This is a genomic window from Paractinoplanes lichenicola (genome assembly GCF_016785085.1).
In the GTDB taxonomy this organism is placed as follows: domain Bacteria; phylum Actinomycetota; class Actinomycetes; order Mycobacteriales; family Micromonosporaceae; genus Actinoplanes; species Actinoplanes lichenicola.
In genome coordinates, this window is the sequence record NZ_JAENHO010000008.1 from 512,845 (window position 1) to 534,316 (window position 21,472).

The window sequence follows — 21,472 nt, forward strand, 5'->3', positions numbered from 1 at the left end:
GGGCTATGGCGTCACGGGGCATTGTCAGTGGCGCGGCGTGGGCGGTTTTGTCAGTGGCGCGGCGCGGGCGGTTTTGTCAGTAGCGCGGCGCGGGCCTCGCGCTCGGCGGTCAGCACCCGGGCGGTGACTTCGGGGCGCAGGCCGGGCTCGCCGGCAGCGACCTCGTAGGCCTCGCGCATCGTGGCCACCAGCAACGCCAGACGGCGCCCCTGCTCCGGCCCCGTGGTTTGATCTTCCGCGCCCTTACTGGTGCTGGAATAAGGCCCACCCGACCGGGGGACCTCCACCCTAAGCGGCTCGGGGCTCGAGCTCGTCAAGTTTTCCACAGTGGGCGCCGAGGGTGCTTCGGGTTGTCCACAGGCGGTGGCTGTTTCTACCGCCAGGATCGCCTCGTCGAGGTGGCGGGCGGCGGCCCGGTTGCGGATCAGCAGGGCCGCGGCCAGGCCGAATGCGCAGCCCAGGACGGTTTGGACGAGCCGGTCGCCGACCAGCTCGAGCGGCGGGGTCGCGTGACCGAGCTCACCGACGAGCAGCGCCAGCGGGGTGACGGCCAGCATGGCCAGACCGTAATTTCGCACCACCAGCAATTCGGCGACGACCTGGGCCACAACGATCTCGGCGACCAGCACCCAGGGGCCGCCGGGCACGGCGACGGCGGCGCCGGCGATCAGGAGGCCGACGAGGGTGCCGCCACCGCGTTGGAGAGCGCGGTGCAGGGAGAGCCGGAGCGAGGCGGCCTGCAGGACGGCCACCGCGGAGACGGCGGCCCAATACGGGTGGCCCAGGCCGGTGACGTGGGCCAGCAGGCCGGCGACGGTGCCCGCGGCCAGAGCGCCGAGCGCAACGCGGGCGGCGGCGGGCCAGAGCGGGCCGTGCGGACGGGCGGGCAGGCTGCGCAGCAGGGTGGCGGCCAGGCGGCGCTCGGCTATCTTGCGCTGCTCGGGGGCGGTGGGGGTGAGCCGGGGGAGCGAGCCACGGCGGGTCACCTGATCGGCGAGCGCCCGGAGTTCGGCGGCGGCGGCCGGGTCGTGACCGTGCAGGCCGCTCAGCTCCGTCTCGGCGTGCGCGATCAGCACCTCTTCGACACGCCGATCGGGGCCCAGGGCTCGCCACGCCCGTTCGACTGCCAGGGCGGCCTGGTGGCGGGCGGTCAGGCCGGGCGGGCCGGTGGGGGCGTCGGCCAGGGCGGCGGAGGCGCGCAGGGCGCGGGCGATGGCCAGGCGGCGCGGGGCCTCGGGGGCGATCAGGTAGCCCGACATGGTGATCAGCCAGGCGACGGCGGCCGCGGCGGCGGTCAGGAGGATGTTGCGGGGCAGAGACCCGGCGGTGGCGGGGAGGGCGCTGCTGACCGCAGTGGCGAAGGCGAACATGAGACCGCCGGGTGGGCCGATGCGGAAGCGGTTGCCGAGAACGGTGGCGGCGGCGCCGACGAGGGCGACCGCGGCCACGCCGACCACGGCAGGGCGTGGGGCAAGCGCGGCGAGGGTGCCGGCGGCCACGGCGAGCACCAGGCCCGCGGCGGCGCCGGCGGTGATCAGGGCGCGGCGGCGGTACGGCTCGTCGCGGCCGTACAGGGCGGTGAAGGCTCCGAACGTCGCCACGCCGGCCCACGCTGTGTGGCCGGTGGCGACCAGGACGATCAGGGGAACCGCCACCGCCAGGCCGGCCCGCAGGGCGAACGCCCAGGTGGCGTCGACCGGGCGAATACGCGCCGCCATGCGCAGGTCAGGCGGCATGGCGGGCATGGGTTGAAAGTTACTCGGGTCGGGTAGTCGCCGGGTCATGACGTCTGTCGCGGCTGAGGCCATCACCGACGCGGGGACCGGGCAGCTCGTGCTGGCCGCCGTGCTGGGCATCGTAGTTGTGGTTCTGCTGATCGCCTGGGCCAAGTGGCATCCGTTCCTGGCGCTGATCCTGGGGTCGGCCACGCTCGGCATCGTCGCGGGGGCGTCGCCGGGCGCCACGATCGACTCGTTCACGGCCGGGCTCGGCAGCACCGTCGGCAACGTCGGGTTACTGATCGCGCTCGGGTCGATGATCGGGGCGCTGCTGGCCGAGTCGGGCGGCGCCGACGGCATCGTGAACCGGATCGTCAACAGCGTCACCGGCTCGGCGTTGCCGTGGGCCATGGCCGGCGTGGCCGCGCTGATCGGGTTGCCGCTGTTCTTCGAGGTCGGCGTGGTGCTGCTGGTGCCGATCGTGCTGCTGGTGGCCCGGCGTACGGACATCGGGCTGCTCCGGATCGGCATTCCGGCGCTGGCCGGGCTCTCGGTGCTGCACGGCCTGGTGCCGCCGCACCCGGGGCCGCTGGTCGCGATCTCCAGCCTGAACGCCGACCTCGGGCTGACCCTGATGTTCGGCCTGATCTGCGCGATCCCGACCGTGATCATCGCGGGGCCGGTCTTCGGCAACTGGATCGCCAAGCGGGTGCCCCTGCCGGTGCCAGCCCTGGTGCTGGCGGGCGGCGGCAACGCGGCAAGCGGCGACAAAGCGACGAGCGGGGACCGGGCTGGTGGCGGGCCCGCCGGTGGGCAGGACTTCGTCGACCGCGACGACGTCGCCAACCCCGCCGGGCGGCCGGACGCACTGGTCGACGAGCAGCTCCCGGCCGGGCGGCGCAACCCGGGCTTCTGGCCCGCCGTGCTGACCGTCATGGTGCCGATCGTGCTGATGCTGGTCCGCGCGATCGGAGAGCTGACGCTGGCCGAGGGCAACAGCGTCCGCGGCGCCCTCGAAGTGATCGGGGAACCGGTCGTCGCGCTGCTGGCCGGGCTGCTGCTGGCCATGTGGAGCCTGGGCAAGCGGGCCGGGTTCGACCGTCAGCAGACCTTGGCCGTCATCGGCGGGTCGCTGCCGCCGATCGCGGGCATCCTGCTGATCGTGGCCGCGGGCGGCGGCTTCAAGCAGGTGCTGGTCGACGCGGGCGTGGGCAACGTCGTCGCCGACGCGGCCAAGGACGCGAACATCAACGCGCTGGTCCTCGGCTTCCTGGTCTCGGTCGGCATCCGGCTCGCGACCGGTTCGGCCACCGTCGCCACGATCACCGCCGCCGGCATTGTGGCGCCGCTGGCGGCCACCCTGGACAAGCCGACCGTGGCGCTGCTCGCCCTGGCCATCGGCGCCGGCTCGCTGTTCTTCTCGCACGTCAACGACGCGGGCTTCTGGCTGGTCAAGGAATACTTCGGAATGACCGTGGGCCAGACCATCAAGACGTGGTCGGTGATGGAGACGATCATCTCGGTCGTCGGCTTCGCCTGCGTGATGCTGCTCAGCCTGGTTGTCTAGCAGAGTCCGTCGAGTTTTTGGCCTACCGTTTGGAAGTCGCCGTTCACGTAGGCCAGGGGGTCGGGGCGGGTGGCGCCGGCCGAGAGCTCTTCGCTGATCTTCTGGAGGGCGTCGAGCAGGCCGATGTCGGTCACTCCGGTGCGTTCGGCGGCGACCTGGGTGGCCATGTCGGCCAGGGTTCGTTGCATGCCGGTCGCGACCTCGTCGCCTGTGCCGGCGGCCAGGGTGGCGAGCCGTTCCGCGCCCTCGGTGAGGATCTCCTGGGTGGCCGCGCAGACGTATTCGGGCACGCCCTCCGACGCCGTCGGGATCGGGGCCATGCTGATCGGCATCGGGGTGGAAGCGGGCGTTCCCTCGTTCTGGCAGCCCGCGAGAAGGGCGGCCAGCCCGAGCGGCAGCAGAACGAGTCGACGATGACGCATGTCCGACATAGTAGTGACAATCGATGGATTCACCACCGGAGGAACCGGGGGAAAGCGCGCAACCCCGCGCGGGAACCGTAGTTAACGAGCTATGTGCCCAACATCCGAAAAAGTAGCCTGATCGTTGCCCTGGCCGGGCTCATGGCGTCGGCCGGGGGCGTCGCGATCGCCGAGGTGGTCACGCCCACGCCGGTGACGTCGCCGTCGTTCAACGGGCCGGTGTACGCGGTCGCCTACCGCGGCTCGACCGTCTACGTCGGCGGCAACTTCACCAGCGCGATCGTCGGCGGCAAGACCGTCGCGCGCACCCGGCTGGCCGCGCTCGACGCCCGTACGGGAAATCTGCTCGACTGGCAGCCGACGGCGGACGCCAATGTGCGCGCCCTGGCCGTCGCCGGGGACGTCGTGTACGCGGCGGGCGACTTCGACAACGTCAACGGCACCGCCCGCGACGCCGTGGCCGGGATCGGCGCGACGAACGGGCAGCTGACCCCGATGCGGCACACGGTGCTGGGGCAGCCGAACGCGCTGGCGACCGGCAACGGGCGGCTCTATCTCGGGGGCCGGATCACCGCCGTGAACGGGGTGGCGCGCGGCAACCTGGCGGCGTTCACGCTGGCCACGGGCGCGCTCGACCCGTGGGCGCCGACGACCGACGACGTGGTCAACGCCGTCGCCGTCACGCCGCGGCGGGTGTACGTCGGTGGGCGCTTCCACAAGACGAACAACAAGAGCTCGACGCTGCGGCTGTCGGCTGTGGACCCGGTCACCGGCGCGCTCGACCCGGCGTTCGTGCCCAAGCCGGTGTCGCAGGTCTTCGCGGTGGCGGCCGACCCGGCGGGCGTCTATGTGGCGCTGGGCGGACAGGGCGGCCGCGCGGTGGCGTACACGCCGGCCGGGGCGACCCGCTGGACCCGCGTGTTCGACGGCGACGCGCAGGCGGTGGCGGTGCTCGACGGGACGACGTACGTGGGTGGGCATTTCGACAAGGCCTGCACCACCACCAACAACGGCGTCAAGGGCGTGTGCACCGACGGCTCGGTGACGCGCGGGAAGCTGGCCGCGGTCGACGCTCAGGGCAATCTGCTCGAGTGGGCGCCGCAGGCCAACGGCGTGGTCGGCACCCGGCAGATCGCGACCAGCCCGCAGCTCGGCTCGATCAGCGCGGTCGGCGACTTCACGACGGTCAGCGCGGTCTCCCGCAAGCGGTATGTGGCCTTCTCGGGTGTAACGCCGCGAGTGGAGAAGGCGCCGGCGACCGGACCCGTCGCCTCTTACAACTTCGACTCGACGATCGCCGACGGCAGCTTCGACGACGGCTCGGGCCACGGCCACCTGCTCCGCACGGTCACCCGCGACGGCGGCGAGGTCGCGATGGAGCCGCACGGCGCCGGGCAGGCCCTCACCTTCCCGCCGCGCTGCTCCGGCGAGACCTGCCCCAAGCTGGTGCTGCAGGCCGAGAACACGCCGGATCTCAACCCCGGGACCAAGCCCATCCGGTACGGCGCGGCGGTGCGCCTCGCCACGGCGCCGGCCGGTGCGCGGGGCCCGGACGGGCAGAACGTCCTGCAGAAGGGCTACGCGGCCGCGGGCGGGCAGTACAAGCTGCAGGTGGACGGCGTCACGGGCAAGCCGAGCTGCGCCATGACGGACACGAGCGGCGGGACGACGTACGTGGTCCGCAGTAAGAACTCGATCGCCGACGACAAATGGCACGCCCTCGAGTGCCGCCGCACCGGCCCGACGCTGGCGATCGCGGTCGACGAGCAGGTGCGGGCGACCATCGCGATCCCCGAGTCGCTCGCGATCGGCAGCGCCCAGCCGTTCAGCCTCGGCGGCAAGGGTGTGGGCGCCCAGAACGACCAGTTCCACGGCGCAATCGACGACGTCTGGATCACGATCGGATAATTCCAGAGAGGACGCGGTCACCCACTGTTCATGATCAAAGTGGAGAGTTGAATTTCCCACATGCCACACTCTGGCCCTAATTGAGTGATGACCTCGCCGTACGGGTACTGGTAGCGTTGCCCGCCGTCATCTACGCAGCGTGAGGAGTTGACGAATGGCCAGCTGGATCTTGGTCCCCTGCCTGGTGAGGCTGCGCTCCGAGTTCAACGCGATCGCGCCGAACCGCGACAAGTCGAGCGACGGTTCGGTCGGCGACACGGCGCACTCGGCCGGCTCGTCGGACCACAACCCGGACGAGACCGGCAACGTGCCGATCCGGGATGCCGACCGGACCAACGAGGTGCACGCGATCGACGTCGACGTGGATCTGCGGACGCCGGGCCTGACCATGGAGAAGGTGGTGCAGTTCCTGCTCACCCGCTGCCGGTCGGGCGCCGAGACGCGGCTGCGCTACATCATCTACAACCGGCGGATCTGGTCGGCCGGCACCGGGTGGCGCCAGGAGGCGTATTCGGGAGCCAACCCGCACGACCACCACGCGCACTTCTCATCCTCGTACGAGACGAACCGCGAAGCCTCCGTGGCTTCCTGGCATTTGGAGGACGTTCCCGTGGCACTCACCGCCGACGACAAGAAGTGGATCTCGGCCGAGATCGCCAAGCAGGTCAAGGCGCAGATCGACGACATCTGGGCCTTCAACATCGGCCGGTCCACGGGCACGCCGACGCAGCGCGCCGACGGGGCGATCGTGACCACAAATGTGCGCACCGGCACGATCGCCAACGACCAGATGCCCAAGCTGTTCGACGCGATCGAGCAGCTCACGGCCCAGGTGGCCGAGCTCAAGGCGCAGGTCACCGCGCGGTCCTAAGGGATCGCGCCGGAGCCGGCCTCCGGCTCACCCTCCTCGCCGCCGGCCGGCGCCGACGTGGTCTCGTCGTCCGGCGGCGGCGGGTCCTCGATCACGGGCGGCGACGACGTGACCGGCGGCGACGTGGTGGTGCCGGGTTCGGCCGTGTCGGGCGGCGACGAGGTGGGAGTGCCCTGCGGCGGGGCGGGCTTGGTCGTCGGCCGTTGCGGAGTGTCGCGGGTTTTTGTGCTCTTCGGCTCGTCGGGCGCGTCACCCGTGCCGACCGTCCCCTTGACCGACTGCGACGGCGAAACCACGCCCGGCGTCTTGGTCTCGTCGTCGCCCCGGGTCGGCAGCCAGACCGCGAGCGCCGCGATGGCCGCGACCAGCACCAGCGCCCCGGCCCCGGCGAGCACCAGGGTGGCGCGTCTCGGGCCCTGACCCCGTACGGGCTCGGAAAGGGTCTTGGGCGCGGCGGCCGCGGCATAGCGAGGCGCCGCCAGGATCGCGGTCGTGTCACCGCCACCGCCGGAGAGCGCCTGATCGGCCGCCGCGGCCATCGCCGCCCCACTGGGGTAACGATCCTCCGGCTTCTTGGCCATCGCCCGCATGACCAGGGCACGCACCGCGGGCGGCACGTCGTCGGGCAGGTCGGCCGGCGTCTCGCTGAGGTGCTGCATGGCGATGGCGATCGGGTTGTCGCCCAGGAACGGCGGATGCCCGGCCAGGCAGTGATAGGCCACCACACCCAGCGCGTAGAGATCGGCCGGCGGCCCGGTCGTCTCCTTCGAGACCTGCTCGGGCGCGATGTACATGGCCGTGCCGACCACCTCGCGCGCGCCGGTCAGCGTGGACGAGCTCGCCGAGCGGGCCACCCCGAAGTCGACCAGCACGACGGTGCCGTCCGCCTTGATGATCAGGTTGCTCGGCTTGACGTCGCGGTGCACGATGCCGGCCTCGTGCGCGGCCTCCAGGGCCCGCGCCGCCTGGGCCACCACCGACATGGTCTCGGCCGGGGTGAGCCGGCCCTGCTCGGCGATCCGCTCGTTCAGCGGCTGACCGTCGATGCGGGCCATCACGATGTACGCGTCGGCGCCGCCCGCCGTCTCGCCGAAGTCGTAGACGTCGGCCACCCCGGGGTGGTGCAGCGCGGCCATCGACCGGGCCTCGTGCCGGAAGCGCTCCTGGAAACCGGGATCGCCGGCCCGGTCGGCGTGCAGCGTCTTGACCGCGACGTCCCGCCCGAGCACCGTGTCGGTCGCCCGCCAGACCTCGCCCATGCCGCCGGCCGCGATCCGGTCGTCCAGCCGGTAGCGATCACCGAGAATCTCACCTGGGGATGGCATGAACCTCCTCTACCCGTACGCCGCAGAGACCATACGCGCAACGACGATGGTCAACGTCCGGGAACGGGCGCGGAGCTCAGATCGCCCGTGCGGTGGATCGTCTGCCACTTGAGCCGCCGGCCGGTGACCGCGGCGATCGCCGAGTGCAGCAGCACAAGGTACATCACCTGGCGATAGACGATCTGCTGCAGGGGCAGCGTCCACAGGGGGCGCAGCGGCTCCCGATCCAGGCGGAACGCGAGCACGGCGGTCAGCGCCTGCACGACCAGCATGGCCAGCCAGCCGATGATCGTGATCTCCCGGTCCAGGAACAGCAGCCCGTACAGCGCCATCAGGTCGATCAGCGGCGCCAGCAGCGGCAACAGCACGCTGAACAAGGTGATGAGCAGCAGCTGCCGCCGCTTGAACAGGCCCGATCCGGCCCGGTGCTTCCAGATCGCCTGCATGGTGCCGTAGCTCCACCGGTAACGCTGGCGCCACAGCTGCCCGACGGTCGCGGGCGCCTCGGTCCAGGCCCGCGCCGATTCCTCGTAGACTACCCGCCACCCGGCCCGCTGGATCGCGATCGTCAGGTCGGTGTCCTCGGCCAGGGTGTCGGTGCTCAGCCCGCCCGACTCGTTGAGCGCCGTCCGGCGGAACGCACCCAGCGCCCCCGGGATGGTCGGGATGCAGCGGAACGTGTCGTACAGCCGCCGGTCCAGGTTGAAGCCGATCACGTATTCGATGTGCTGCCACTTGCCGAGCAGCCCGCGCCGGTTGGCCACCTTGACGTTGCCCGCGACCGCGCCCACCTTCGGGTCGGCGAACGGCTGCACGAGCCGGTGGATCGCGTCGGTCTCGACCACCGTGTCCGCGTCCACCATCACGATCAGCTCGTTGCGCGACAGCGCCACCCCGGCGTTCAGGGCGTTCGCCTTGCCCCCGTTCGGGATCCGCACGACACGCACGTTCCCCAGACCCAGTTCCCGTACGGCCTGGGCCGTGCCGTCGGTCGAGCCGTCGTCCACCACCAGCACCTCGACCCGCCGGTGCGCGCTCGAGGCCAGCGACCGCACCGCGGGCCCGATCGTCTTCTCCTCGTTGTAGGCGGGCACGACGATCGTCACCGGCGACGTGACCGGCAGCCCCCACGACCAGTCCGGCCCCCGGCGTCGCCGCGAATGACGCCAGGCAAAGGCGAAAAGAATCAGGGTCCGTACGACGATCAGCCCGCCCGCGGTGATCAGCAGCACCCACAGCACGCTGAGCACGGCGTCCGACACCCGTACGGTCCAGACCAGCGCCCGCCCCCGCCACACCGCGTCATCGCCGGCCGCCGGGTTGGCCTGCCCGCCGATCGCCGCGCTGACCGTGCTGAACTTGTAGCCCCGCTCGGTGAGCAGCGGAATCAGCCGGTCGAGGGCGGCCACGGTCTGCGCCCGGTCGCCGCCCGCGTCGTGCAGCAGCACGATCTGCCCGTCGTTGCCCTTCGGGGTCAGGTTGCGCACGATCGCGTCCACCCCCGGGCGCTTCCAGTCCTCACTGTCCATCGTGTCGAGCACCGTCAGATAGCCCTGGGCGCCGACGGCCCGTACGGTCTGCCAGTCCTTGTCGGTCAGCGCGTCCGCGAACGATGAATAAGGCGGGCGCATCAGCCGGGTCGAGGCGCCGGTGGCGTCGGCGATCGCCAGCTGGGTCTGCGAGTTCTCCATCTCGCGCCGCCACTCCGGCAGCTCGGCCAGGTCGGGATGGGTGAACGTGTGCCCGCCGAGCTCGTGGCCCTCGCGCGCGATCCGCTCGGCGATCCCCGGATGCCGCGCCACCTGCGACCCGACGACGAAGAACGTGGCCTGCACCCGATGCCGGGCCAGCACGTCGAGAATCCGTGGTGTCCACTGCGGATCCGGCCCGTCGTCGAACGTGAGCGCGATCGTCTTCGCCGGCATCCCGTACGTCCGGAGGCCGCCCCCGCCGGTCAGATCGATCACCGGCCCGCCGTCGCGCACCTCGGGCGGCACCGCTTTGTTCGTCGTGGACGCCTGCGTGGTGCCGTCCGGGCTGAACCCCGCATCGGTGTAGACCGAGACCAGAATGACCGTCGCCAGCAGCAGCAACACGGTCAACGCGAGCACTCCCGCCGCCGCCCGACGGCGCTGGATCCGCCTCTTACGCCGCACCGGCGGCAACATCGCCGTCGACTCATTAGGATCCTTCGGCGGCGGAGTAGCCCGATAAACCGTCACGGCTCGCAGACCTGTCCGCTCGCGCACGGCGCCGGCGGCGGCTTAGCGTCGCCGGTGAGCTGACTGACCCAGATGGCGACAAGAGCGACAATCAACAGCAACCCCAGCCCGTACGCCGTACGCCTCAACCACCGCCGCCGCCCACCCGTCGGATCAACAAACACCGGCGGCGGCCCGGCCTCACCCACCTTGAACAACTCGGTCTTCGCGTTCTCGGGCAGAGGCGCCTTCCCGACCGCGCGCCCCACCCGTGCTCGCCCCTTCGGCGGACGCCCCACAGGAGCCCGCCCGATGCTCGGTTCCTCAGGCACACCATCGACGCTAGAAGATGCGTAAGCAATGCGCACTTCCGCGTAAAAGATACGTCAGTGTTTTAGAGATCAACCGGATTCAAGCAGCTGATCATCAGCCCGAAACAGCCGTTCGGCCCTTCCCGCGACACCAAGCCCCACCGGTACGTTTCCTAAGCCCACCCGGCGTTCCCTTGATCGCCGCCAACGACATGGCGACGAGGATTCCCACCGGCCCGACCAGGTTGCTGACCTCACGAGCCGGCGGCGAAGCTCTCCCAAGACGGCGAATGACGTGCCGGGCGCTATTGATCGGCAACACCCGGACGCGAGCCTCAACCCGCTCAACCCGCCGACCAAAGATGTGGCCCGGCTGCACCGCGCTCTCGTGCAGCCGGGCACGGGCCTGTTCGCCGAGAAGAACGTCCGGCTGATCACCGAACGCACCTCGGACGAAATGCTGGACGAACTCGACGTGTTCTTTTCCGACGCGCGAAAAGACGATCTTCTACTGCTCTGCTACAGCGGCCATGGCCTGCTCGACGAGCGCAACAATCTTTATCTCTGCGGACGGACGACGCGCTCCGACGTTGATCTGCGCGAGATCTTCGACTATGTCCGTGACACGTTGACCGCCACGAGCAAGCAGATCCCGCACTGCCGCTTCGACGGCGACGCCTCGGTCAAGTTGGCCCGCTGCGCGGCCGCGCCGGCCCCACGGCAGCCCGAGCGGACCAGCGAGCCCGCGTTCGTGCTGTCCGAATACGCGATCGTCCTGCGCGACGTGCACCTGTCGGAGCGGTTGGCGCCCGAGGTGGTGGAGATCTACCCACCACACGCATCCTGGCCTGGATCGCAGTCGGGCTCAGCTCGGCGGCAGCACTTTCGACCCTCCTCACGACCTTCACGTCCGCGTCGTGAGGTAATTGCCACGGACGGGCGTGGCTGGCTGTGCGAAGGGCGCGTCAGGTGGGGTCTTCGGCGTCCAGGAGTTTTTGGACTGCCTCGTGGAGGGTGCGGTCGGAGATGGCGTCGCCCTGGATTTCGATCACCTCGGGGGTGCCGTTGGCGGAGTCGCGGGTGATTGTCAGGGTGCGGCGGCGGTCGCGGTGCAGCCACAAGTTGACGATGCGGACGAGGGCGCCGGCCGCCGCGGTGGAGCCGCCGATCGTCACGGCCAGGTCGGAGAGGGCGCCCTTGGTGCCGGTGGCCGCCGGGGCGGTCTCGGTGGTGGGCAGGCCGGCTTCGCGCAGGTCGCCGATCAGCTCCGCGGTGGCCAGTTGGAGGGGGTCGTCGCCGGGGGAGAGGCCCGGCAGGCCGGGGCGCAGGTGTAGGACCACCGGGCCAGAGTAGATCGTGTCGGCCATAGTGGACGCGTGTATCGTGCGCTGCTCGTATGCAACTCGGCCTATGGGTCCGACCCGGGGCTCGACGACCTGCACGGCCCCCGCACCGACGGGCGGCTGCTGGCCGCGGCCCTGACCGACGAGCAGACCGGCATGTTCGAGCCGGCCCAGGTCAGCCTGCTCTATGACGCCACCCGGCACGAGATCGCCGTGCAGGCCAACACGTTCTTCCACGAGGCCACGGCCGACGACGTGCTGCTGCTCTATTTCAGCGGGCACGGCCGCAGCCGCAACGGCAAGCTCTATCTTTGCGCCACCGACACCGTGGCCGGCCTGCTGCCCAGCACCGCGGTCTCGAACGAGACGCTTACCGACATCCTGGCCGACTCGCTCGCCCGGACGATCGTGATCATCCTGGACTGCTGTCACGGCGGCGCCTTCAAGGGCGGGCCGGTCAACGTGGAGCAGCTGCTCTCGGGCAAGGGTCGCTTCGTGCTGACCGCCACCGGCGCGGCCCAGCTGGCCGACGACGCCGCCCAGGACGGGCAGCCCAGCCCTTTCACGCGGGCATTGGTCGAGGGGCTGCGCTCGGGCGCGACCGACGCCGACGGGGACGGGCAGGTCGACCTGGCCGACCTTTACAAGTTTTTGCAGCTCACCCTGCGGGGTGCCCCGGAGCCCCGGCACCGGTTCGACGGCTACGGCTCGGTGCCGATCGCGCGGCGGGCGACGACCCCGGCTGCCGCCCCGCCGGCCCGGGACGACATCGTGGCGACTTCCCCGTCGGTGGGCGGCGGCGACGGCCGTGACTACCTCGACGGCACCACCGGGGCGACCGTGCTCGACGCGCGGCGCGTCTCCGAGTTCCGGGAGCGGATCCGGCCCGACGTCGGGCGCCCGGCCGGGGGCAGCGCGACCGCCTTCCTGCAGTCCGCGCACCTCATGCGGGAGGGCCGGCTGACCCGGGCCGGGGCGCTGCTCTTCGGCGAGGACCCGATGGCGGTCATCCCGACGGCCACCGTCCAGTGCACGCAGTTCCACGGCGCCGGCCGGGATTCGCCGATGGACAAGCTCGTGCTGCAGGGCACTGTTCCGGAGCAGATCGAGCACGCCCGTACGTTCGTGGCCGGTCTCGCCCGCCGCGGTGAGGCGCCCACGGCGGAGTCGGCGACGACCGAGCCGGTCTACCGGTTCCCGATGGTCGCGGTGCGCGAGATCATCGCGAACGCCCTGGTGCACCGCGACTACGGGCACGCGCAGATGTGCGTGCACGTGCGTGTCTTCGCCGACCGCGTCGAGATCACCAGCCCGGGCGAGTGGAGCGGGGCCGACCTCCCCGACGGCGAACCGGTGCCGCTGGCCCGGCTGGCCGGCGAGTCGCGGCAGCGCAACTTCTGGCTCGCGCACGTGCTGACCTGGAACAGCCTGGTCGAGAGCGAGGGCGCGGGCATCCCGCGGGCCCTGGCCGACTGCCGCGCCCGGGGCGCAGCGGAGCCGGTTGTCCTGCGCTCCGGCGACGCCATCACGGTCACCATTTATCCGCACGCGGCGGCCACGGACGCCGGGCCGTCCGCGGACACTCAGATGATCGACAACCTGCCGCCGCGCAGTGCCGTGTTCGAGGGGCGTGACCTGACCGAGATCGACGCGCTGTTCGCCGGCGGCGCGACGTCGGCGGTCGTCATCCGCGGTGACGGCGGCATCGGCAAGACCCAGCTGGCCGTGGAGTACGCCCAGGCCAACCGCGACCGTTACCGGGTGGCCTGGCTGATCTCGGCCGACACCCCGCAGAACGTCGGGCTCGGCCTGGCCGGGCTGGCCGCGCGGCTGCACCCGGTGGGCACGCTGGCCGACGCTCAGGCGTGGGCTCTCAACTGGTTGCAGAACAGCGACGACTGGCTGCTGATACTCGACGGCGCCGAGGGCGCCGACCAGGCCATGAACCTGTTCGAGCAGGTCGCGGGCCGGGGGCGGGTGCTGCTGACGACCCGGCGGCTGACGAGCCTGGCCCGGGATCGGCAGCTTGGCTTCGCCTCCCTGCATCTGAACGTGCTGGACCGCGCGGCCAGCGTCCGGGTCCTCACGCGGCTCACCGGACTGCCCGACGAGGACGGCGCTCACGCGCTCGCGGAGCGGCTGGGTGACCTGCCCCTCGCCCTGCACCAGGCGGCCGCGCTCATCAGCGACAACGGCCTTAACCGGCTGACGGCCGCCCTGCCGAAACTTCCCGCGCCCGAGGACGTGGTGCGGGTCAGCGTGGACTCCGTGCGCCGGCAGTCGCCCCTCGCCGCCGAGATCCTGTCGATGCTTTCCTGGCTCGCCGCGGAGCCGTTGCCCGAGGACGTGCTGGCCCCGATCGCGGGCGAGGAGGCCGAACTGGACCGGGCGCTCGCCCTCCTCGCGTCGCACAGCTTGATCAGCCGCGACGCGAAAGTGGTGCGGTTGCATCGTCTGGTGCAGGAGGTGGCCCGGCCGGTGGCCGACGATGCGGTTCCGGTTCTGGATTTCCTGTGGGACCGCGCCTCACCTCCGGCTTGGACGCCGGCCCGCCTGCTGCGCCGGGCGATCCCGGGTGACCCGGCCATCGGTGTGGCGGGCTGGGCCCGGTGGAATCAGCTGCTGCCGCACATCGATGCGCTGATCGGCAACATCGCGTCCCAGCCGGACGAGTTCGAGCTGCTCTTCGTCGTCGATCAGGCGGCCACCTACCGGCTGTTCCAGGGGCAGGCCGACATCGCGATCCGCGAGTTCGAGCGCGTGTACGCCATCCGGCAGCAGACGCTCGGCCGCGAGCACCCGGACACGCTGACCTCGCGGCACAACCTGGCCTCGGCCTACCAGACGGTGGGCCGGCTCGGTGAGGCCATCGAGCAGCAGCAGTCGGTGCTGGTCGACTACGTGCGGCTGCTCGGCGACGAACACCCGGACACGCTGGCCGCCCGCAACAACCTGGCCCGGGCCTACCGCCTGGCCGGCCGCACCGCCGAGGCGGTCGACCTGCACGAGCGGGTCGTGATCGCGTCGCGCCGGGGTCTCGGCGAGCAGGCCCCGGACACCCTCACCGCCCGGATCAACCTGGCCGCCGCCTATCGCGAGGCGGGCTGGGCGGGCGAGGCGATCGCCCACGCCGAGCGGGTGGCCGCCGACTGCCGCCACGTGCTCGGCGACGACCACCCGATCACGTTGAACGCGCTGGCGGTGCTCGCCTCGGCCTATCGGGTCGCCGGCCGCCACGGCGAGTCGGCCTGCTGCGCCGCCTGCTGCCGACGCGTACCCGGGTGCTGGGGGAGGAGCACCCGGCCACTCGGGAGACCGCGCGGGAGCTGGCCGAGGCCGAGTGACAAGAACCGCCGAGCGCGACGCCGGGCCGCGAGGGCGGCCCGGCGTACGGGGAAGCGGGTCTCAGGCTTGGTTGCGCCGGGGCAGGCCAAGGGCGACCAGGGCGCCCGCGGCGACGATGGCCGCGCCGACGACCACGGCCGGGCGGAGGCCGTCGACGAAGGACTGCAGGTTGGTGTAGCCGCCGTAGGAGCTGAAGATGGAGGCCAGGGCGGCCACTCCGGCGGCCACCCCCGCCTCGCGGATCGTGTTGTTGACGCCGGAAGCCACGCCTCGGTCCTGTTCGGTGACGCTGGCCAGCGCGACCGTGCTGATCGGGGCGAAGGTCAGGCCCATGCCGATGCCGGCCAGGAGGAAGGCCGTGACCAGGCTGCCGTAGGTGACGGTGGTGCTGGTGGCCAGGCCGATCCAGAGGATGCCGGCGGCCAGGAACAGCTGGCCGGTGAAGATCAGGGTGCGTTGGCCGATGCGGTCGCCGAACAGGCCGGCCAGCGGGGCCACGATCATCGGGGCGGCCGTCCAGGGCAGGGTGCGCAGGCCGGCGTCGAGCGGGCTCAGGCCCTGCACCACCTGGAAGAACTGGGCCAGCAGGAAGACCGAGCCGAAGGCGCCGGCCGAGAAGGTCAGGGTCACGGTGTTGACCAGGCTGAAGCCGCGCGAGCGGAACAGGCGCAGGGGCAGCATCGGGGACTTGGTGCGCGACTGCCAGAAGACGAACGCGGCCAGCAGCGCGGCCCCGCCGATCAGCATGGTGAGGATGCGGCCCGACGTCCAGCCGCGTTCGGGGCCGTCGACCACGCCCCAGATGACCAGCAGCATGCCGGCCGCGGAGAGCAGCAGGCCGAGGGGGTCGAGCTTGCGGGCGCCGCCGCGGGACTCGCCGAGCACGGTCAGGGCCAGCACGACGGCCACGACGCCGATGGGGACGTTCAGCCAGAAGATCCAGTGCCAGTCCAGGCCCTCGACGACCGCGCCGCCCACGACCGGGCCGACCGCCACGCCGAGGCCGCTGATGCCACCCCAGATCCCCACGGCCGCCGTACGGAGTCTGTCCGGCACCGCCTCGGCCAGCAGGGTCAGGGCCAGGGGAGCCACCGCGGCGCCGCCCAGGCCCTGCACCGCGCGGGCGGCGGTGAGCTGCCACGCCTCGGCCGACAGGGCCGCGGCCGCCGAGGCCAGCGTGAAGACGACCAGGCCGGCGATGAACATGCGGCGGCGGCCGAGGCGGTCGCCGAGCGCGGCCGCGGTGAGCAGGAACGCCGCGAACGGCAGCGTGTAGGCGTTGACGAACCACTGCAGGTCGGCCAGCGACGCGTTGAGGTCGGTGCGGATCACCGGCAGCGCCGTGCTCACGACCAGGTTGTCCAGCGTGACCATGAAGGTCGGGATGCCGACCGCGGCCAGCACGGCGGCGAGCGGGCGGCGGTTGCGGCGCGGCGGCGCGGCAGGTGCCTCGAGTACGGCGGTCATTGCATCTCCCCGGCGAGCCAAAGTTGTTATTGACTGATAACTACGGGAGGCACGTTAGTTATTGACTGATAACATGTCAACCGTGACCCGAACCCGCCTCACCGCCGAGGAACGCCAGGAGCAACTGATCGCGGCCGCCGTCCAGGCCTTCAGCGAGAACGGCTACGCCGGCACGACGACCGATCAGGTGGCCCGGCTGGCCGGCGTCTCCCAGCCGTACGTGATCCGCCTGTTCCGCACGAAGCAGGAGCTCTTCCTCGCGGCCGTCCAGCACGCCGGCGCCCGCATCGAGGCCAAGTGGCGTGTGGCGGCCGAGCGCGAGCCCACGCTGGAGAGCCTCGGCAACGCGTACAAGGAACTGCTTCAGGAGCCGGAACTGACCAGCATGCTGCTGCACGGGTTCGCGGCGGCGGGGGATCCGGCGATCGGCGACCCGGTGCGCACGTGCTTCGGTGGCCTGTACGAGGTCGTCCGCGAGCTGACCGGGGCCACCGACGAGGAGGCGCGCGACTTCTTCGCCTTCGGCATGCTGCTGACCTGCCTGGGCGCGATGCGCGTGATCGGGCCGCACGCCGTGCCGCCGCAGCCGTGGGCGGCGGGCATGCTCGACACGTTCGAGAACCTGAAAGGCTAGATGTTGTGCCGGGTGTAGGCGGGCTCCCGCCAGCCCAGCATCGCCTCGGTCATGCGGACGGCGTCGACCGTGGCCCGCACGTCGTGCACCCGCACGATCCGGGCGCCCCGCAGCACGCAGAAGACCACGGCCGCCAGCGTGCCGGCCAGGCGTTCGCGCTGCGGGGCGTCGAGCGTCTCGCCGATGAAGTCCTTGTTGCTCACGGCGGCCAGCAGCGGATAGCCGATCGCGGCGATCTCGTCGAGCCGCCGGGTCAGCTCCAGCGTGTGCAGCGTGTTCTTGTTGAGGTCGTGACCGGGGTCGATGATGATCTGATCGGGCCGCACGCCCCGGTCGAGGGCCAGCGCGACCCGGTCGCGCAGGAACTTCTGGACGTCGGCGGTGACGTCGTCGTAGCGCGGGCTGGGCCACAGCGTGCGCGGCGCGGCCAGGCTGTGGCAGAGCACCAGCTGGGCGTCGGTGCCCGCGACGACGTCGGCCATCGCCGGGTCGCGCAGCCCCGACGTGTCGTTGACGACCCCCGCGCCCGCCTTGATCACCTCGGCCGCGACCTCGGGCCGGAAGGTGTCGACCGAGACCACGCAGCGTGACTTCGCGGCCTCGACCACGGGCAGCACCCGCTCGAGCTCCTCGGCCGCCGAGACCTCGGGCCCGGGCGCGAACGGCACCCCGCCGACGTCGATCCAGTCGGCCCCGGCCGCGGCCGCGGCGTCGACCGCCGCGAGCGCCTTTTCGAGGGCGAACGTGCTGCCCCGGTCGTGAAAGGAATCCGGCGTCCGGTTGACGATCGCCATCACCGCGACGCGCCGGGAGAAATCGAAGGGGCGGCCGCCGATGACCCGTGTTCCGGTCTTCTCACTCACGAGACGCGAGGATAACAGGCTGGTCGCGGCGGTTTTCGAGCGGTGCACAAAATAAATAGGGCCAATGCGAGTACCCGTTTATGCGCGACTCATTCAACGCATTTTTTCCTTCATTGCGCCATGGAAATTATGTATGGCCGAGGGGCCGCTCGGGTACCCGATTGTGCGAAGGCACAAAGCGAAAGATCCCCTGTGGAGGAGTCCCCATGAGTGACGTGCCGTCGAGCGCCTATCCCGTCGACGCGCCGACGCAACCGAACTATCCACCCACGGCCCCGGCCTACGGTGGATCCGATTCGGACAGTGGCGCCAAGGAGAAGGCCAAGGAGGTGGCGTCGCAGACCGGCCAGGCCGCGGGGCAGGCGGCCGCCGACGTCAAGGACACCGCCAAGGAGCAGGCGGCGCGGGTCGGCCAGGAGGCCAAGGCCCAGGCGAGCAACCTGGCCTCGGACGTGCGCAACCGCGTCAACGACCAGGCCCGCACCCAGAACGACCGGCTGGTGAGCCAGATCCGCGACACCGCCGACCAGCTCGACGAGATGCGCGGCGACCGCGGCGACTCGCCGGCGGCGGCCGTGGTCACCCGGGTGGCCGAGGGTGGCCGCCAGTTCGCCGACTACCTCGACCGCAACGGCCCCGACGGCGTGCTGCGCGAGGTGCAGGACTTCGCCCGTCGCCGCCCCGGCGCGTTCCTGGCCACCGCGCTGGCGGCCGGCTTCGTCGTGGGCCGGCTCGGCAAGGTCGTGGCCAAGGCCGACCCGGACGCCGGTGCCGCCAAGCCGAGCACCGACTCCTTCTCGACGGGTCAGGGGTACGACCCCACGCCCCCGGTCACCCCGACGCCTCCGGTCACCCCGACGCCCGGCTACGCCACTGGTTACGCGCCGAGCACCGACGAGTACGCCACCGGCCCGGGCTACGCCAGCGCCACCGAGTACACCTCGACCGGCACCGGCACGCCCACCGTCCGTGAGGAGTACGTGGTCGAGAGCCCGGAGCGCCTGCGATGACCGCTCCCAACCAGCATCACCGCATCGATGACGAAGAGGTCGCCGAGACCTCCGTCGGCGAGATGATCGGCAACATCAGCAACGACCTGTCGCAGCTGTTCCGGCAGGAGGTCGAGCTGGCCAAGGCCGAGCTAAAGCAGGAGGCGGCCAAGGCGGGCAAGGCCGGCGGGATGCTCGGCGGCGCCGCGTTCGCCGCCTACCTGGCCATCGTTCTGCTCAGCTTCGCGCTCGTCTTCGCGCTCGACGCCGTGATGCCCGCGGGCTGGGCGGCCCTGATCGTCGCCGTCCTGTGGGGCGTCATCGGTGGCGTCCTCTACGTAGTCGGAAAGAACAAGCTCAAGACCGTCGACCCGATGCCGCGCCGCACCGTCGACACGCTCAAGGAGGACGCCCAATGGCTGAAGAACCCGACCGGCTGAGGCAGCAGATCGAGAACACCCGGGCGTCGCTGACCCGCGACGTCGACCTGCTGGCCACCAAGACGAGCCCGTCCAAGGTCGCGCAGCGGCGCTGGACGGCGGTGAAGGAGAAAGTGATGGGCACCAGCGACCACGCCACGAGCGCGGTGAGCGACAAGGCCTCGCAGGTGAGCAGCACGGTCAGCGACAAGGCCTCACACGCCTCCGACGTGGCGAGCGAGAAGGCGCACCAGGCGGCCGACGCCGTGCGCAACGCCCCGCAGGCCGTCGCCTCGCAGACGCAGGGCAACCCCCTGGCCGCCGGCATCATCGCCTTCGGCGTGGGCCTGCTCGCCTCGACCCTGATCCCGGTCAGCGACGCCGAGAAGCGGGCCGGTCAGCAGATCAAGGACCACAGCGGCGACCTCACCGAGAAGGTCAAGGACGTCGCCGAGGAACTCAAGGACGACCTGTCCGGCTCCGCGCAGCAGGCCCTGGGCGAGGTCAAGTCGACCGCGCAGGACGCCGTGCAGACCACCAAGGAGACCGCGCAGACCAACGCGCAGGACGTGAAGGAGCAGGCCCGGTCGGCCGCTTCCTGAACGCCGTCGAAAAACCGGGCCGGTTCCCCGTACAGGAGCCGGTCCGGTTTTGTTTGCCCCGGTCACGGCAGGGAAGCCGAGGAGCATGAAAATCGGATACAAGCTGGCCGCCGAGGCGTTCGGGCCCAAGGAACTGATCCTGCAGGCCGTCCGGGCCGAGCAGGCCGGATTCGACTTCGTGGAGATCAGCGACCACTACCACCCGTGGCTCGACGTGCAGGGGCACTCGCCCTTCGCGTGGAACGTGCTGAGCGCGATCGCGGCCCAGACCGACCGGCTCGGCCTGGCCACCGGGGTCACCTGCCCGACGGTGCGCTACCACCCGGCGATCGTCGCGCAGGCCGCGGCCACCCTCGCGATCATCTCGGACAACCGGTTCACGCTGGGCATCGGCGCCGGCGAGCGGCTCAACGAGCACGTCGTGGGTCAGGGCTTCCCGAGCGTACGGGGAAGGCACGAGCGCCTGGTGGAGGCGCTCGACATCATCAACCTGCTCTGGCAGGGCGGCTACCAGTCGTACGAGGGAAAGCACTTGCAGCTGGAGGACGCGCAGGTGTTCGACCTGCCCGACAAGCTGCCGGTGATCGCCGTGGCGGCCGGGGGCAAGCAGGCCGCCGAGCTGGCCGCGACCCACGGGACGGGGTTGTTCGCCACCGAGCCGCGCGAGGACCTCGTCTCGACGTACGCGGGAGCCGGGGGTAAAGGGCCGAAGTACGCCGAGGTCTCCGTGGCCTGGGCGCCGAGCGCGGAGGAGGCGGTCAAGGCCGCGCACGAGACCACCCGCTGGGCGGTGACCGGCTGGAAGGTGATGGCCGAGCTGCCCAACCCGGTCAACTTCGAGGCGGCGTCGGCCACCGTACGGCCCGAGGACATCGCCGAGCAGTTCGCCGTGGGCCCCGACCCCGAGCCGTACGTGCAGTCGGTGCGCGAATACACCAAGGCCGGCTACGACCACATCGTGCTGATGAACGCCGGCCCCGACCCGGACGGCTTCCTCGACTTCTTCGCCAAGGAGCTCAAGGACAAGCTCTAAGCGACCACGAGCGCCTGGGGCGCGGCCTGCTTCATCCGGCCGCGCAACCAGGCGAGCTGGATCGTCGTCTCCTCGGCACCCTCGCTCACCACATCGGCCAGGCCGGTGTCGCGCAGCCCCTGGGCCGCCTGGCCGACCAGCGTCCAGCAGATGTCGCACTCGGCGGTCATCAGGTAGAGGTCCTGCAGGTCGCGCAGCAGCCCGAGGCCGCCGGTGCGGGTGCCGCGGAACAGCTCCGAGTGCAGCCGCTCGGGCTCGTCCGGGGCCTGCTCGGCGTAGCGGTCGGCGAACGGGCGCAACGCTCGGGCGCGCTGGTCGCATCGGCGCGCCTCCTGCTCGGTCAGGTGCGCGATGTCGGCCTCGTCGGCGTGGGCCCGGCCGACCTCGCGCAGCGCGGCGGCCAGCGCGGTCTGGGCCCGGTGCAGCAGCCCGAGATAGTGGGCGAGATGCATGA

17 protein-coding genes and 1 pseudogene are annotated in these 21,472 nt (G+C 71.3%); 10 read left to right on the plus strand and 8 right to left on the minus strand.

Annotated elements, in window-relative coordinates; all coding sequences use genetic code 11:
- Positions 1-50 precede the first annotated feature (50 nt).
- A complete protein-coding gene (locus JKJ07_RS29330) occupies positions 51-1,745 on the minus strand; it encodes an FUSC family protein (RefSeq protein ID WP_202995036.1) in 1,695 nt (564 codons plus the stop codon).
- A gap of 37 nt (positions 1,746-1,782) precedes the next feature.
- Between JKJ07_RS29330 and JKJ07_RS29335 the strand changes: the two genes are divergently transcribed.
- Positions 1,783-3,285 carry a GntT/GntP/DsdX family permease gene (locus tag JKJ07_RS29335; protein ID WP_202995037.1) on the plus strand — a complete coding sequence of 501 codons (1,503 nt, stop codon included), beginning with the start codon at positions 1,783-1,785 and terminating at the stop codon, positions 3,283-3,285.
- On the opposite strand, the gene JKJ07_RS29340 is transcribed toward JKJ07_RS29335, so the two are convergent.
- A complete protein-coding gene (locus JKJ07_RS29340; protein ID WP_202995038.1) occupies positions 3,282-3,707 on the minus strand; it encodes a hypothetical protein in 426 nt (141 codons plus the stop codon). The genes JKJ07_RS29335 and JKJ07_RS29340 overlap by 4 nt on opposite strands.
- 93 nt (positions 3,708-3,800) lie before the next feature.
- On the opposite strand from JKJ07_RS29340, the gene JKJ07_RS29345 reads away from it, so the two are divergent.
- Together JKJ07_RS29345 and JKJ07_RS29350 are read left to right on the plus strand one after the other, a co-directional pair.
- Complete coding sequence (locus JKJ07_RS29345; protein WP_307834467.1) at positions 3,801-5,615, plus strand: LamG-like jellyroll fold domain-containing protein; 1,815 nt, start codon at positions 3,801-3,803, stop codon at positions 5,613-5,615.
- Positions 5,616-5,769: 154 nt separating this feature from the next.
- Positions 5,770-6,486: a hypothetical protein gene (locus tag JKJ07_RS29350; RefSeq protein WP_202995039.1), complete on the plus strand. Its 717-nt coding sequence runs from the start codon at positions 5,770-5,772 to the stop codon at positions 6,484-6,486.
- Here the strand turns inward: JKJ07_RS29350 and JKJ07_RS29355 are convergent.
- Both JKJ07_RS29355 and JKJ07_RS29360 read right to left on the minus strand, forming a co-directional pair.
- On the minus strand, positions 6,483-7,811 hold the full coding sequence (locus JKJ07_RS29355; protein WP_202995040.1) for a serine/threonine-protein kinase: 1,329 nt from the start codon (positions 7,809-7,811) through the stop codon (positions 6,483-6,485). The genes JKJ07_RS29350 and JKJ07_RS29355 overlap by 4 nt on opposite strands.
- Positions 7,812-7,861: 50 nt before the next feature.
- On the minus strand, positions 7,862-9,967 hold the full coding sequence (locus JKJ07_RS29360; RefSeq protein ID WP_307834468.1) for a bifunctional polysaccharide deacetylase/glycosyltransferase family 2 protein: 2,106 nt from the start codon (positions 9,965-9,967) through the stop codon (positions 7,862-7,864).
- Between the two features lie 651 nt (positions 9,968-10,618).
- Between JKJ07_RS29360 and JKJ07_RS52285 the strand changes: the two genes are divergently transcribed.
- A complete protein-coding gene (locus JKJ07_RS52285) occupies positions 10,619-11,407 on the plus strand; it encodes a caspase family protein (protein WP_202995042.1) in 789 nt (262 codons plus the stop codon).
- Here the strand turns inward: JKJ07_RS52285 and JKJ07_RS29370 are convergent.
- The gene (locus JKJ07_RS29370) at positions 11,289-11,663 is read right to left on the minus strand and encodes an effector-associated constant component EACC1 (protein WP_202995043.1); all 375 of its coding nucleotides are present in this window, start codon (positions 11,661-11,663) and stop codon (positions 11,289-11,291) included. The two genes, JKJ07_RS52285 and JKJ07_RS29370, sit on opposite strands and share 119 nt — an antisense overlap.
- Before the next feature lie 36 nt (positions 11,664-11,699).
- On the opposite strand from JKJ07_RS29370, the pseudogene JKJ07_RS50230 reads away from it, so the two are divergent.
- A pseudogene (locus JKJ07_RS50230) lies at positions 11,700-14,909 on the plus strand (caspase, EACC1-associated type); the annotation flags it as partial.
- A gap of 162 nt (positions 14,910-15,071) precedes the next feature.
- Here JKJ07_RS50230 and JKJ07_RS50235 read toward each other — a convergent pair.
- Positions 15,072-16,478: a DHA2 family efflux MFS transporter permease subunit gene (locus tag JKJ07_RS50235; RefSeq protein WP_307834473.1), complete on the minus strand. Its 1,407-nt coding sequence runs from the start codon at positions 16,476-16,478 to the stop codon at positions 15,072-15,074.
- A gap of 82 nt (positions 16,479-16,560) precedes the next feature.
- On the opposite strand from JKJ07_RS50235, the gene JKJ07_RS29380 reads away from it, so the two are divergent.
- Positions 16,561-17,112, plus strand: coding sequence for a TetR/AcrR family transcriptional regulator (locus JKJ07_RS29380; protein WP_438871446.1), 552 nt, complete (start codon positions 16,561-16,563; stop codon positions 17,110-17,112).
- Here the strand turns inward: JKJ07_RS29380 and folP are convergent.
- Entirely contained in the window at positions 17,109-17,906 is a 798-nt protein-coding gene (gene folP / locus JKJ07_RS29385; RefSeq protein ID WP_236030133.1) for a dihydropteroate synthase, read from the minus strand. The genes JKJ07_RS29380 and folP overlap by 4 nt on opposite strands.
- A 275-nt stretch (positions 17,907-18,181) precedes the next feature.
- Between folP and JKJ07_RS29390 the strand changes: the two genes are divergently transcribed.
- The 4 genes from JKJ07_RS29390 (at position 18,182) to JKJ07_RS29405 (ending at position 21,018) form a co-directional block, all read left to right on the plus strand.
- On the plus strand, positions 18,182-18,985 hold the full coding sequence (locus JKJ07_RS29390; protein WP_236030056.1) for a hypothetical protein: 804 nt from the start codon (positions 18,182-18,184) through the stop codon (positions 18,983-18,985).
- Complete coding sequence (locus JKJ07_RS29395; RefSeq protein WP_202995047.1) at positions 18,982-19,404, plus strand: phage holin family protein; 423 nt, start codon at positions 18,982-18,984, stop codon at positions 19,402-19,404. Before JKJ07_RS29390 ends, JKJ07_RS29395 begins: the two co-directional genes overlap by 4 nt.
- Positions 19,380-19,985 (plus strand): DUF3618 domain-containing protein, encoded by a 606-nt coding sequence (locus JKJ07_RS29400; RefSeq protein ID WP_202995048.1) that lies wholly within the window; start codon positions 19,380-19,382, stop codon positions 19,983-19,985. The genes JKJ07_RS29395 and JKJ07_RS29400 overlap by 25 nt, the downstream gene beginning before the upstream one ends.
- Before the next feature lie 85 nt (positions 19,986-20,070).
- On the plus strand, positions 20,071-21,018 hold the full coding sequence (locus JKJ07_RS29405) for a TIGR03557 family F420-dependent LLM class oxidoreductase (protein WP_202995049.1): 948 nt from the start codon (positions 20,071-20,073) through the stop codon (positions 21,016-21,018).
- On the opposite strand, the gene JKJ07_RS29410 is transcribed toward JKJ07_RS29405, so the two are convergent.
- Positions 21,015-21,470: a hypothetical protein gene (locus JKJ07_RS29410; RefSeq protein ID WP_202995050.1), complete on the minus strand. Its 456-nt coding sequence runs from the start codon at positions 21,468-21,470 to the stop codon at positions 21,015-21,017. The two genes, JKJ07_RS29405 and JKJ07_RS29410, sit on opposite strands and share 4 nt — an antisense overlap.
- Positions 21,471-21,472 lie beyond the last annotated feature (2 nt).